Here is a 14,896-nt window from a genome sequence, read left to right on the forward strand (position 1 = left end):
GCTTATGTCATGGGGAATAAAAAGCGGCATATGAAAGTGAAGTTATGGAGTGTAAGAACTTTAATCATACTTTTCTTTGCGATTAGTGCGATAACGTTATCACAAGGTGTTGTGTATGTACAAGACATAGTAAAAGAGCGTTTTTTCAGTAAGACTAAGACAATATCAGAAAGAAATTATGACTTTACTAGTATAGGTGAAAATTTTGATGATTCCAAAATAGATGAAGATGAATATGAAGAAGTAAAAGATACAGGTATAAGAACGAAAACGGGTAGAAAATTTCAACCTTTCGAAAGAGAAAGTCTATGGAGTGACGTGCTTTCTATTCTTTCAAATGTATGGATTACTATAGTTTTTTATGTGATAATCGCAATATCAATTATATATGCCATCTACAAGTATATTAGGAAAAAATTGACGAAAACAGAAATAGTACAGGAGAAAGAATCGATCACAAAGCAAACTGCGGTAAGAAGCATAAAGAATGAAAAAGTCATTCATCAGTTAGAACAGCCGTTACCGACAGATACGATAAGAAAAACGTTAGTTGAATGGGAAAGAACATTACCATTTCATGAACAGAGAAGATCCTATGAAACGATACAACAGTGGTTAAAAAGAATTTGTAGAACGAGAAATATTACTTCGTTATATGAGTCTGTTCGTTATGGAGAAAAGACGTATACGGAGTTAGATGTGGAAAAAATAATGAAGTGGGTAGAGGGAGATGGGAAGGTGGATACGTAAATATCCACCTTTATTTTTTGTAGAGAAATTTGATTATCATGAATCATTTTCATATATAAAACTGCCTTCAACTAAGAAAATGAAATTAACTGTAAATTAACTTTATTTACTTATACTTCATTACATGTTAACCTATACTTAATTTTTATAAATTATAATTAATTTTTGATTTTTTAAGGATGTGAAAATGTAATGAAATCGGTATTAAAAAGCATACTTATTTCCTTTGTTTTTTCAGCAGTAGGTATGTGTTGGTTACTGTACGTATTATTCAAAGGAGACGGAGACTGGTTATTGTCTTGGATAGGTGTATTAATGGCATATTTATCTTTATATACTTTAATAGATTTATATTGTAAAAATACATACGATAAAAAAATAAATAAATAAATGGCTTATAAAAACATCGGTGACTAGTTTTAGTTTTGCTGTATTAGGAATCTCATTTTGTATCATACATGAGCTATTAACACCGTGGAGTCTTAGTTTAATGGTGTGGTATTGGTTGCTAATGTTAGTATTATTTTTAACAACTATAATATCATTAATCAGTTTAGTATTTGTTAATCGTAAAAATCACAATTTCACCGTTGGATATAGAATGCTCATACTTCTAAATGTATTTCTTACATTGGGACCAGTATTATGGCCGCTATTACTTTCTATTATTGGAAATGGTATGAATGCTAGTGCGGGCTGGTAAAAAGGAATATAAATTAGTTGTGTAAAGAATAGGATGAAAAGTTGATATAGAATTTTAAATGTTTAAGAGAACATGTTTACATAAAAAATGAAAACATGTTCTCTTTTTATTTGCATGCATAACTCTTCCTCAGTTTACCGTATTTAAATTTAAACGTAAGTATTTCGTAAGGAATGGATAAGAAAAAAGAGAGATTTATCATATAGGATGAAAGTATAGCTTGAATCAATTCGATATTAATGGAGGAGAGAAAGCCTTATGAAAAAATGTAATTCAATTAAGTTAGCAAGTTTTGCAGTTTTATTAGCGGGTACTGTTCTATTCACACCTGGTTTTACTGTGACTGCAGAGTCAACTCAAAATATTTCTAGTTCGTCACAAGTACATGATCAAAAGAATCGTAATGGCTGGAAACAAGTAATGCAGGAAACAGTACAGCTTGGTGCTGTAGGAATATTAGCTAAGGCGTCTAACAACGGAAAAACTAGTAGTTTTACTGCTGGCGTGGCGGACTTAAGTACAAAGAAACCGGTGAAATCGGATTATCGCTTTCGGATTGGTAGTGTGACGAAGACGTTTACTGCGACGACTGTGCTTCAATTAGTAGGAGAAAATCGCTTACAACTTGACGATCCAATTGAAAAGTGGCTACCAGGTCTCGTGCAAGGAAATGGGTATGATGGTAATCAAATTACGATACGCCAACTTTTGAATCATACGAGTGGTATAGCTGAATATTTAAAGTCAAAAGATGCTGACATAATGAATTCGAAAAAAACGTATACAGCAGAAGAAATAGTGAAAATAGGACTTGCGCTGCCTCCGGATTTTTCGCCAGGTAAAAGCTGGTCGTATTCAAACACAGGATACGTAATACTAGGAATGCTTATTGAAAAAATAACTGGAAATAGTTATGCGGAAGAAATCGAAAAGCGAATTATTGAACCTTTGGACCTATCAAATACGTTTTTACCAGGAAATTCACCCGTCATCCCAGGAAAGAATCATGCTCGTGGATATGTGAAAATGGAAGGAACAGGCGAGTTGAAAGACATTACGTATTATAATCCGAGTTTAGCTAATGCAGCTGGAGATATGATTTCTAATGCGGATGATTTAAATAAGTTCTTTTCATCTTTACTCGGTGGTAAGTTACTGAAAGAACGCGAGCTAAAAGAAATGCTTACTACAGTTCCTATAGAAGGAAAAGGCGTTGGTGACGCATACGGTCTTGGAATCTATGAGACTAAACTTCCAAACGGTGTTTCAGTTTGGGGGCATGGAGGAGGAATTCCTGGATTTACAACTTTTGCTGGGGGAGTAATTGGAGGCAAACATACATTGGCTATCAGTCTCAACTCTATAGGTGGGGTCGATATTGTTCCGCAGTTTAATAAAATGATGCAAATTGAATTTAATAAATAGATGAAAAGAAAATGAATAGAATTTTGTTATAGTTGTATTTAAAAGAGGTGCTTTTTTAAGTTCGCAACTATGGACAGTAGTTGCATTTATGATATGACATCAAGTGTATTCCAAAGTGAAAATCAATCTTAATGCTTACGACAAAATAAAAAAGGATGTCAGTTACATGACATTCTTTTTATTTTGGATAAAAGAGGTATGTATATAGTTCTGAAAATTGTTATTTTTGAAATTGTTCCATATAATGAAGGATATAGGGGCGCCAATTTGGGAGTTATGAATGGAAAATACTTTAGTTAGTTAAATATTTCTCGTTTTAATCAAAATAATTATGAGTTGATTTGGAGTTGAATACAATGGAGGAAAATCATTATAAATGGAGTAATAAACAATTACGAGAACATGTTGAAGTACTAGATGGTAAGAGAAGCACACACATATTATTAAAGAATGCAACATATTTAAATTCCTATATGCGCGAGTGGATGACAGCGAACATTTGGATATATAATGATCGAATTGTATACGTAGGGGAGCAGCTGCCAGAGCAATTAATGGAGTGTGAAGTTGTTGATTGCGAAGGAAAGTATGTCGTACCCAGTTACATAGAACCGCATGCACATCCGTATCAGTTGTATAACCCAGAGACGTTAGCGAATTATGCGATGCAGTTTGGGACAACAACTTTTATTAATGATAATTTAACTTTATTTTTCACATTAAAGCGTGAAGAAGCATTTCGTTTATTAGATGAATTCAAAAAGATTCCAGCAAGTATGTATTGGTGGTGCCGTTTTGATGGACAAACTGAATTGCAAAACAGGGAATCTTTGTTTAATCGTGAAGAAATAATAGAGTGGCTGCAGCATGAAGCGGTTCTTCAAGGCGGCGAGCTAACAGCATGGCCAAAACTATTACATGGCGATGATGAAATGTTAAATTGGGTGCAGGAAACGAAGCAATTGCAGAAAAAAGTAGAAGGACATTTCCCAGGAGCATCTGAAACGACTTTAGCGAAGTTAAAACTGTTAGGTACAGATTGTGATCATGAAGCGATGACAGGTCAAGAAGCGTTAACTCGTCTTATGCAAGGTTACACTGTTTCTCTTAGAAATTCTTCCATCCGACCGGATTTAGAAGTTTTACTGAAAGAATTGCTGGAATTAGGTGTGAAACAATTTGATAGATTCATTTTTACAACAGACGGTTCACATCCATCCTTTTATGAAAACGGAATGACAAATCGGTTGATAGAAATAGCAATAGAGCAAGGAGTGCCAGTAATAGATGCATACGATATGGCAAGTTATAATATTGCTCGTTATTATAATATGGAACATGTACATGGTTCGATTGCGACAGGTAGAATTGCTAATATCAATATTTTAGAAAGTAAAGAAAACCCAGTACCAATCAGTGTCCTTGCAAAGGGGAAATGGGTGAAGCGTGACGGTGTAAATACACATGAAGCATTACTTATAGACTGGAGTAGATATAAAGTAACTCCATTATCATTAGATTGGTCAATAGAAAAAGAGGATATGATTTTCTCTAATAAAACGGGGATACACTTATTAAATAACGTTATTACAAAACCATATACTAGTGAAATCAATATAGACTGTGATGAATTATCCACAGATCATGATGAATGTTTCCTTATGGTGATTGCTCGTGATGGCAGTTGGCAAGTGAATATAGCTGTGAAAGGTTTTGCGAAAGAACTGGGTGGGCTTGCTAGCTCTTATTCTGGTACAGGTGACATCATTCTTATCGGAAAAAGAAAAGAAGATATGCTTACAGCTTTTCGTAGAGTAAAAGAGCTTGGCGGGGGAATGGTAATAGCTGAAAAGAATGAAGTACTACACGAAATAGCATTACCATTGCTCGGGAGTATGTCTAATTTAAAAATGAGTGAATTAATACAGGAAGAGAAACAGATGGTGAAATTACTACAAGAGCGTGGCTACGCGTATGATGATCCAGCATTTACAATTTTATTCTTTTCTGCGACGCACTTGCCTTTTATACGAGTAACACCTATAGGATTATATGATGTGAAAAGTAGTAAGGTAGTTGCCCCGCCCGTGAATTTGATAAAGCAATATTAAAAGGAAAGATCCTATAAAAATTTTATAGGATCTTTCTCATTATTAGCATAAGAATATTGTAAGCCTCAAATGATATAGTATCTAAATCATTTGAGGTGATATGTAAATATGAAAAAAATATTTTACATTTTAAGCGTATTTATTCTGTGTGTATCGATACAACACGTTGTACATTCCCAATCAGATGCACCAGAATTATCTTCGGATTGTCTCGAAGAAAGAAAAGTTAGAGATGAAAAGCATGTGAAGAATATAATACAGGACATTAAATCCACATTTAATTTAAATATTGATGAACATAGTTTTTGGGAAGTAAGTAAAAGAGATCTGGAGGCTGCTCATTTGATGTATGGTGGAAAGGAAAATGATTCTTATTATAATTCGCTAACTAAAATTTATGATAGTGGTGGATTTAGCGAACAGCCCAGCTTATTTGTGAGGGCACAAGAAGCATTTTTACTTTATAAAGAAAAAGATAATATCAATGTAATGAAACGCCTAAAACTAGACGTTGAAAAAGGGGAATGGCTCGTTATAAAAACGAAAAAGAAGAAAGGGAAAAAAGTGAAATTCAAGCTGTTGCAATGTGAAAAAGATTATATGAAAAAGAGAAATGAATAACAAAATACTTATTCATACTGTTTTTATTCAACGATATTTTGCTGTTGATGTGAAATAGAAAAAGGTAAACGAACATATTAGCTTTATGGAATATGTTTGTTTACCTTTTTTTGAGAGATTTAATAATTGGGGATTATTTACTGGCTAATGAACTTATAATATTCAATGAATTTGTTCTTCATAAACATTAGATTTTGTGTCAAATGATTTATACATTGCCGAACCACCTATGTATATTTTATTCTACAGTATTTATAAAAGAATGTTGGCTATTCATAAGAAATATGATTGGCACGGTTTTTGCTTGTATTACATGTAAGGAAGGGAGATTGTATGTAAGGAATCTGTACTCGTAATAGTATAAAACAAGCTACTATTGCATTATTAATCATAATTGTATTTATAGCGGAACTGTAAATACATACAAATAAGTGGTTTTTTTGGTTTTAAAATTCTGAATTTTCTTTTAAATTATTAGGGGGCAATGGGATGGTTAAATATTCGAAAATTTCTAAGTGGATTCTTGGTGTTGGATTAGTGACAATAACGTGTAATGGTTTGCAAATTCAAGCAGAGACAAAAGAGAAAAATGTGAAGAACGTATTACAAATGGAGCCGGTAGGAATACAGAAATCTGTTGATGAATTGGCGCACCCTTCAAAAGTACAAGAAAATGCATCTTTTACAAAACGGTTAAAATTAGCGGATTTATCACAGCGTCCACTAGCACCAACCGATAATATTAAATCGTTAGCTGAAGAAAAAAAGTATTCAATGGCTGAGTTAAATCAATTAAATAATAAACAATTAACTGATCTTCTTGTGACAATTAAATGGTATCAAATTCCGGAATTATTTCAGTTTAATAGTGATAGTCTTAAATTCTATCAAGATGATAGCCGAATGCAAGCAATTATTAATAAACTAGCAGAACAAGGACAAGCTTATACGAAAGATGATTCAAAAGGGATTGAAACATTAGTAGAAGCTCTACGTGCAGCATTTTATTTAGGTTTTTACCATGATGAATTAAGCAAACTAAATGAGCGTAGCTACCATGATAAGTGTTTACCAGCTTTAAAAACAATTGCAAAAAATCCAAATTTCAAACTTGGTACATCAGAACAAAATAAAATAATTGCATCATATGGAAAATTAATTGGAAATGCATCAGCAGATGTTGAAACGGTTTTATATGCAGGTGAAATTTTTAAACAATATAACGATAATCTTGCAACTTTCATTGAAGACCGAACAAAAGGAGACGCTATATATGAGTTGATGAAGGGAATTGACTTTGATATTCAGACGGATATGTACACGACTGGAAAAGAGCCAAAAGATACGATGTGGTTTCGGAATATCGATAACTTTATTAATGAAGTAAATCGTTTTGCACTACTTGGTACAGTAACAAATAAAAACGGATGGTTAATTAATAATGGAATTTATTATGCTGGCCGATTGGGCAAGCTTCATAGCACGCCGACAAAAGGACAACAAGTTGTTACAGATGCAATGCGAATTTACCCATATTTAGGAGAGCAATACTTTGTTGCGGCAGAACAAATTACTACAAATTATGGAGGAATAGATGTGAATGGAAAAACTGTAAATTTAGATCAAATTCGAGAAGAAGGTAAAAAGAAATATTTACCGAAAACGTATACGTTTGATGATGGAGCAATTGTCTTTAAAGCTGGGGATAAAGTTAGCGAAGAGAAAATTAAACGTCTATACTGGGCGGCAAAAGAGGTGCGTTCTCAATTTTATCGTACAGTTGGTAGCGATAAACCACTTGAAAGTGGACATGCTGATGATGTGTTAACGATGGTTATTTATAATAGCCCAGATGAGTATCAATTTAATCGTCAACTGTACGGATATGAAACGAATAATGGTGGGATTTATATTGAAGGGACAGGAACTTTCTTTACATATGAACGTACACCAGAGCAAAGTATTTATAGTCTGGAAGAATTGTTCCGCCATGAATTTACGCACTATTTACAGGGAAGGTACGAAGTTCAGGGATTATGGGGCCAAGGGGAAATGTATCAAAATGAACGTTTAACATGGTTTGAAGAAGGGAATGCAGAGTTCTTTGCAGGTGCAACGCGATTAGATAGTGTAGTACCGCGAAAAAGTATAATTGGCGGGTTATCTAATGATCCTGCAAAACGTTATACAGCATCACAAACATTAAATGCGAAATATGGAACGTGGGATTTTTATAATTATTCGTTTGCGCTGCAATCATATATGTATAATAAGCGCCCAGAAATGTTCGATAAAGTACATGATTTAATTCGCGCAAATGATGTTTCAAGTTACGATGCATACCGTGCTACATTAAGCAAAGATAATAAGTTAAATGAAGAATATCAATCTTATATGCAAATGCTTATTGATAATCGTGATAAGTATACGATTCCACAAGTATCAGATGAGTATTTAACTCAACATGATCCAAAATCGCTTTCGGACGTTACTTCAGATATTACGAATGAAGCGAAATTAAAAGATGTGAAAGTAACAAAGAATAAATCACAATTCTTTAATACATTTACACTACAGGGAACATATACAGGAAGTGTGGCTAAAGGAGAAGTTGAGGACTGGAAAGTGATGAATGAAGCAACAAATGATATGTTGAAACGTCTTTCAGGAAAAGAGTGGACTGGATATAAAACATTGACTGCTTATTTTGTAAATTACCGTGTAAATAATGCTGGGCAATTTGAATATGATGTTGTGTTTAGCGGAGTGAATACGGAAGAAGGTACGGCTGTAGAAAAAGAACCAAATAATTCATTTGAAACAGCAAACCCACTATCTTTGAATATTTTGTTAAGAGGAACCTTGAGCAATCAAGATCAGGGGGATAAATTTGTTATTGATGTAAAGGATCAAAAAGATTTACAAATTTCTGTTACGAACGAACAAAATCTTGGACTGAACTGGGTATTATATTCTGAATCAGATTTAAATAATTATGTAGCTTATGCAACAAAACGTGATGGAAACAAATTGCTTGGAAATTATAATGCAAAGCCAGGGAAATATTACTTAAGTGTATATAAGTATGGTGGTGGAACAGGGAATTATACGGTACAAGTAAAATAGTTTACTATAGTTTGTTTTGAAAGGCTACTTATCGCATTTTTTAGCGAAATAAAGTATGTAATGTTAAACATTAAACTAAGCCAACATATCCCTGTTCTAATTATAGAACAGGGATATGTTGGCTTTATATTTTCAAATTAAATAACCTCATTGGATTTTGACAAGAAAATAATTAATATAGATTTGAATTCTCATTCGTAAAGCATGTTTTAATCTTCTTAATGCTCTTTCATTTTTGTCTCAATGCTTGTTTTCAAATCAGTTGATACTTGATTGAAATACCCCAAAACGATCTCCCTAATATCATCGGATATAACTTTCAAATCACTAGCTAAGTTTTCAGCGAGATGTTCTTTTTCTATTGGCTGTAACTTCGTATAAAATTCACCAGCCTGCGTAAAGTCATCCTGTTTCATTATAGAAGTTCTTTCAAGTTTACCTTCAACGTACCTTCCTTCACCGGTTGTAATTTGATTAGCAGGTGTCCAATCTTGCTGCTGGTTAATCGTTAATTTGCGAAATTCTGGACCAATTCTTCTTCTTTGTGAATCACTGTAAATGTTAGCGCGCCCTTGCAGCATTTTATCATCTGATAGTTCTGCACCATCCAGTAAATTAGAAGGAGAGAATGCGACCTTTTCTACTTGTTCCATAAAATTTTCAGGATTTTTATTTAATACCATTTTCCCGACTGGTATGAGAGGATACGTCTGTTCATCCCATACTTTTGTGTCATCTAAAGGATCATAAGAAAGGTGCGCTTCATCTTTCGGATCCATGAGCTGGACGTATAAACCATACTCCACTGGTTTACCATTTTCAATAGCATCATATAAATCTTTCCCGCTATAATCAGGATTTTCAGCAGCTAATTTAATTGCTTCTTTACTTGTAATGTACTGTACACCTTCAAATGGGTACCAATGATACTTTACATACTTTCGATTACCTTCCGCATTTCTCCATACATATGTATTAACACTATGTCCTGGAATGTGGCGAAGACTTTTGGCCGTACCATTATTAGAGTATAAACGGACAACAAAATGAATAGATTCAGGTGCTTTAGCGACAAAACTCCAAAATCTATTAGGGTCTATTAAGTTATTTTTAGGTGAAGGCAATAATGCTTGAATCGTTTCAGGGAAACGCATTGGATCACGGACAGAAAAAACAGGAATGTGATTACATAAAAGGTCAAAAATGCCTTCTTTTGAATAAAATTTTGTGGAAAAACCGCGTACATTTCTAGCAGTATCCGGTGTTCCTTTCGTACTAACAGCTAACGAAAATCGAACCATAACAGGAACTTTCTCATTAGAATTTTGTAAAAAACTTAATTTAGTATGTTCAGACATCGAATATATCGTTTGAAAATAACCGAACGCACCAAATCCTTTTACATGAACAGGTCTTTCTAAAATTTTTTCATGAATAAATTGTTGTAATGACTCATGCAGTACACTATCTTGCTCTAGTACAGGTCCACGTGAACCAACTGTTTGAGAGTGAAATTTAGCTGGTTCAGTAAGTTCTCGATGTTTATTAAAGTCTTCTTCTAATAATTCTTTCCTATGTTTATCATATTTTTCATTCATCGATATAGCCTCCAAATTTTTTCGTCGATTGTTACTAAATATGATTTTATAGTCTCGATTATGTATGACATACAAAGTTCAAAGCAGTAACATACCGCTAGATGAAAAAAACACATATGTAGTGGACCTGTTGAAATAGAAGAAATTATGGAAAAATGAATATCGGGAAGAGAAAGCACACGTTTTAATAAAAAATGTGGAAGAAAACCACTATTAAAATTTCAATCTTAAAACTTAATTTATAAACGATTATATAGAGAATAAACGTTAAAAAAGGAAAAATAACTAGGAGGAATTTAACATGTCGGATTGGTTTCAATTAGATAAAGAATATATGATGTCTACATATTGTCGGACAGAGGTTGCAATGGAAAGAGGAGAAGGATGTAAACTATATGATGTAGATGGTAAAGAGTATTTAGATTTATTTTCTGGCGTAGGAGTAAATGTACTAGGATACAATCATCCTAAAATTGTACAAACGACAATGGAGCAAGTTGTGAAATCGTTGCATTTACCGTTTCATTTCTTAAACCCAGTTGCAATTGAGTATGCAAAGAAATTAGTAGAGTGTACTTTAAAAAGCGGAAAAGTCTTTTTTACAAACTCTGGTACGGAAGCGACAGAAACGACATTAAAATTAATTGATAAATATAGATCTATTGCGAATGAAGAGCGTGACGGAGTAGTTGTATTAAAAGATAGTTTTCACGGGAGGACGTTAGGGGCACTACATTTTACGAGACAAGAAAAGGTATATCAAAATTTCCCTAAAACATCTATTTCTGTATACGAAGTAGAGCGTGAGAATATAGACCAATTAGAGGAGACCATTATTAAAGAAAAACCAATTGCGATTATGCTAGAGCCTGTTTTAGGCAGTGGGGGAATTTATCCTTTATCAAGTAAATATTTGCATGGTGTTCAAAATTTATGTGAAAAATATAATGTACTTCTTGTCGTTGATGAAGTTCAAAGTGGTATGGGTCGAACGGGAAAACTATTTGCTTATCAAAATTTTAATATCACACCGGACATTATTCAAATTGGTAAAGGAGCAGGAGGCGGGATACCGCTAGGAGGGATTATTGTAGGTGAAAAGTTATGTGATGTATTTTCACCAGGAGATCACGGGACAACGTTTGCTCATTCATCAATGGGAACAGCTTTAGGTTTAACGGTATTAAATACATTACTTGATGATGGGTTAATGCAAGAAGCTTATGAAACGTCACTATATTTGAATGACAAACTGCAAGACATTCAGAAAGAAAATTCTTATTATATACAGGAAGTGCGTCATGCTGGCATGATGTTTGGAATTAGTCTGAATGATACGAATGAAAATGTGAAGAAATTACAGGTTGAGCTAATGAATAAAGGAATGTTAGTCGATGTAACAAAAGGGAATATTATTCGATTACTTCCGCCGTATATTATTACGAAAGAGGAAATTGACGCATTTATGAATCAGTTTATTATTTGTTTAGATAAAGTTGCTGCTGTAGTAAGTGCTTAAAAATTAAAGCTATATTTTATATAAAGTGCACTCTAATTGTTGGGGATAGTTTACAATTGGGGTGCATTTTTTATAGTTGAATTTTGTAAAATACAGTCGTTTGTATATGATAACGGAAAAATAGAAGGAATTTCGTTATATTTGAGTGGTGAAGAAAAGGGAAAGTAAGTATAAAGATAGTAGATAAAGCGGATGGTTTAAATAACTAATGATAGAACGTTTTGAAAATAATAGCATACGAATATATATATGATAAGAATGAGGTGATATATTGGAAAATAATGATATTCAATTTACTTCTTTACAAATGCGAACTGATAGATTTGGGTGGGCTGGTATTCAATATACAAATAAAAAGCAAGCCATCTTATATACTCGAAACGGAGGAGTAGAATGGGATGTTGTTAACCCTCTAAATTCAATTGTAATATTTGGATATCCAATAAATGCTCGAAGCTCTTGGGCATATGGTTTAACAAAAAAGAATGATGATTTATTACCCGCTATATTTTATACAGTTAATAGAGGGGAAAAATGGAGTGAGTTTATATTACCAATTGAAGAAGAGTGGGAGAAATCGACGGATGTTCAAGTACAATTGCATGCCGCGAATATGGATAGTATATGGATTGTATTGTCTAGAAAGCTTGCATCAAATAAATTTGAACATAATTTATACTATATGAAAATGAAAGGGAGAGTATGGAAAGTAATTAAAAATATAAGTATTAGTGATAGTATTTCAGGAATAACATTTATAAACGAGTTAGTTGGATTTATTTCATTACACAAACAATATGAAACATCAGCGGTATTTAAAACAATAGATGGTGGGGCAAGTTGGCAGCCTATAAAAGATATTCCAAGTCTTGAAGGAAGTAATAATGAGACTTCTATGGCTTATAAAGCAATCTATAAAAATAACTTGTTAGTAATACCAACTAAAATGAATAATGATGTATTTTTAATGAATTACTCATTTGATAAGGGGAATTCGTGGCATATTTCAAATAAAACAATAAATACTAGTAAAGCGGCTGTTTCTTTTTTTAGTTCCTATTATGGCTGGGTTATAAATAGTGAACATGGAAGTGTATATCAAATAATAAAAAAAGGAGCAAAATGGATAAAGGTATCAAGTAATCCATTGTTGAAAAATGTATTTTGTTTACATTTTTTTAATCGGCGTAAAGGTTGGGCTTGTAATAAAAAAGAAATATTTACTACAACGGATAGAGGTATAACATGGAAAAAGGTTGTATATAAAATTAATGATATTTATAAATTAGTGTAAAAGAGTCCTAAAGAAATTAGGACTTTTTTTATTTTTAAATGGTGAGAGTTGTAACAGACAACGATAAGAGGAGGGATACAAGTGTAGAGATTATATTTTCAAAAATAGACGTTTGTTTTCACACAGTATAATTCACTTTTGAATATGTTAATAAAGTAGCAAATTCATAGGAAATGGCAATAATTAACATTTTATGTCACATGATGTGTAAAGGGGGCGTGTAATGAAATCGTTAACGGTTATTATTTTGTACAGTGAAAGAGAGCAAAGATTAGAAGAGTCAATTCAATCTATATGGAAGCTAAATCCTCTTGAAATTATAATTTTCGTTCCTAACGATAGAAGTAATTTGTATGAAATAGCAAAGAAACATAAATGTCATATTGTTTTTATGGACAAATATAGTAAGCATTATGATGGATATGGAGCTTGTATAAAGGCAGCAAAAGGAGAAGTTTTATTATTTTTAGATGGCAATTTTTCATTATCCACAAATGAAATGCAGAGATTTATTGAGCCAATTGTTACAAATCAAGCCGATGTAGTTTTAAATAAAATAGATAAATTTATAGAAATAGGTAAATGTCCAAATATGGATATTGTATGGAGAAAAATGTTAAATGAAATTTTAAGTCGACCAGATTTAAAAAGCAATTCAATACTTTCGTTACCATATGCGCTTACGAAGGAAGTAGTGGAAAATATCGGCTTTAATTATATGGAAGATATCGTTCTATCTCATATGAAGATTGTGAATCAAGGGTGGCGGATTAACGATCAATATGCAATCAATACGTTATCTAAAGATGAGACTATAGAGGAAGGAGGATATTTAATAAAAAAAGAGTTATCCAAAAATGAAAAAGAGAAAGTAGAAAGATATTTACGCGGTATAGCTAAATGGATAGAGAAAAAAGGAAGAAGAGTAGGGTTTACTGATGCAGGAAAAAGAAGAGATATTGTTCAAAAACTAGGTGAATGTAAGCGATACCCTTCCTATCATCAAGGGTGGGGAATGCATTCTTCAATTTATGATGGGAAGCAACTTTCTGTCATTATACCAGTACAAAATGAAGAAGAGACTATAGAACAAGTAATACTTGAGGCGAGAAAAATAGAACCACTAGAAATCATCGTCGTTGTAAATGGTTCGACAGATCAAACGGCTAATATTGCTAAAAGACTTGGTGTTACTATTATTGAATATAACGAACGACTTGGTCATAATGTTGGACGTGCTATTGGAGCGCTTGAAGCTACAGGCGATATTCTTTTATTTATTGATGGTGATTTTAGTGTTTCAGGAAGTAATTTGCATCATTTTACAAAAGCAGTTTCAGCTGGTGTAGACATAGCATTAAATGATTTGAATCCGATGTTACACCCTCCGTTTTATGTCGTAGACGTCGTAAAATATATGCTTAATTTAGCATATAATCGTCCAGAATTAAGCAATGGCTCATTAGTAGCAATTCCACATGCTATGAGTAGATCATGTTTAGATGCAATAGGGTGGGAAACTTTACTATGCCCTAGTCTTGCACAAGTAAAAGCTATATTACAAGGATATAGGGTAGAATGTGTTCATTATGTTGATGTTGTAAAACCGAATAGAATTCGTTTAAAGGAAAATGTAAGTCACAATGGGCATCCTCCAGCAGTATTAAGAATAATTGGTGATCACGTTGAAGCTCTCTCTTACTTGATAGAACAACTCGAAATGGATGGAAAGGGTGATTAAACTGTTAG

General features: G+C 33.0%; 9 protein-coding genes and 1 pseudogene. 9 read left to right on the forward strand and 1 reads right to left on the reverse strand.

Annotated elements, in window-relative coordinates; translation table 11 throughout:
* Positions 1-9: 9 nt before the first annotated feature.
* From ACTFO4_RS24500 to colA, 6 genes and pseudogenes are all read left to right on the forward strand, one after another.
* A complete protein-coding gene (locus ACTFO4_RS24500; protein WP_440014252.1) occupies positions 10-750 on the forward strand; it encodes a signal peptidase II in 741 nt (246 codons plus the stop codon).
* A gap of 192 nt (positions 751-942) precedes the next feature.
* Positions 943-1,453 (forward strand): annotated as a pseudogene (locus tag ACTFO4_RS24505) (DUF3902 family protein).
* A gap of 258 nt (positions 1,454-1,711) precedes the next feature.
* The gene (locus ACTFO4_RS24510; protein ID WP_440014254.1) at positions 1,712-2,878 is read left to right on the forward strand and encodes a serine hydrolase domain-containing protein; all 1,167 of its coding nucleotides are present in this window, start codon (positions 1,712-1,714) and stop codon (positions 2,876-2,878) included.
* A 356-nt stretch (positions 2,879-3,234) separates the two neighbouring features.
* Entirely contained in the window at positions 3,235-4,989 is a 1,755-nt protein-coding gene (locus tag ACTFO4_RS24515; protein WP_078421530.1) for an adenine deaminase, read from the forward strand.
* Positions 4,990-5,097: 108 nt separating this feature from the next.
* Entirely contained in the window at positions 5,098-5,610 is a 513-nt protein-coding gene (locus tag ACTFO4_RS24520; protein ID WP_000719372.1) for a hypothetical protein, read from the forward strand.
* Positions 5,611-6,099: 489 nt separating this feature from the next.
* Positions 6,100-8,736 carry a collagenase ColA gene (colA, locus tag ACTFO4_RS24525; RefSeq protein ID WP_440014255.1) on the forward strand — a complete coding sequence of 879 codons (2,637 nt, stop codon included), beginning with the start codon at positions 6,100-6,102 and terminating at the stop codon, positions 8,734-8,736.
* Positions 8,737-8,954: 218 nt separating this feature from the next.
* Here the strand turns inward: colA and ACTFO4_RS24530 are convergent, their stop codons facing one another.
* On the reverse strand, positions 8,955-10,334 hold the full coding sequence (locus ACTFO4_RS24530; RefSeq protein ID WP_001003610.1) for a catalase: 1,380 nt from the start codon (positions 10,332-10,334) through the stop codon (positions 8,955-8,957).
* A 301-nt stretch (positions 10,335-10,635) separates the two neighbouring features.
* On the opposite strand from ACTFO4_RS24530, the gene ACTFO4_RS24535 reads away from it, so the two are divergent.
* The 3 genes from ACTFO4_RS24535 (at position 10,636) to ACTFO4_RS24545 (ending at position 14,888) form a co-directional block, all read left to right on the forward strand.
* Positions 10,636-11,853 (forward strand): aspartate aminotransferase family protein, encoded by a 1,218-nt coding sequence (locus tag ACTFO4_RS24535; protein WP_440014256.1) that lies wholly within the window; start codon positions 10,636-10,638, stop codon positions 11,851-11,853.
* A 271-nt stretch (positions 11,854-12,124) separates the two neighbouring features.
* Positions 12,125-13,147 (forward strand): WD40/YVTN/BNR-like repeat-containing protein, encoded by a 1,023-nt coding sequence (locus tag ACTFO4_RS24540; RefSeq protein ID WP_078421357.1) that lies wholly within the window; start codon positions 12,125-12,127, stop codon positions 13,145-13,147.
* Positions 13,148-13,370: 223 nt separating this feature from the next.
* Positions 13,371-14,888 carry a glycosyltransferase family 2 protein gene (locus ACTFO4_RS24545; protein ID WP_440014258.1) on the forward strand — a complete coding sequence of 506 codons (1,518 nt, stop codon included), beginning with the start codon at positions 13,371-13,373 and terminating at the stop codon, positions 14,886-14,888.
* Positions 14,889-14,896: the final 8 nt, after the last annotated feature.

Source organism: Bacillus cereus group sp. MYBKT14-1, assembly GCF_051915185.1.
Lineage (GTDB): Bacteria > Bacillota > Bacilli > Bacillales > Bacillaceae_G > Bacillus_A > Bacillus_A cereus.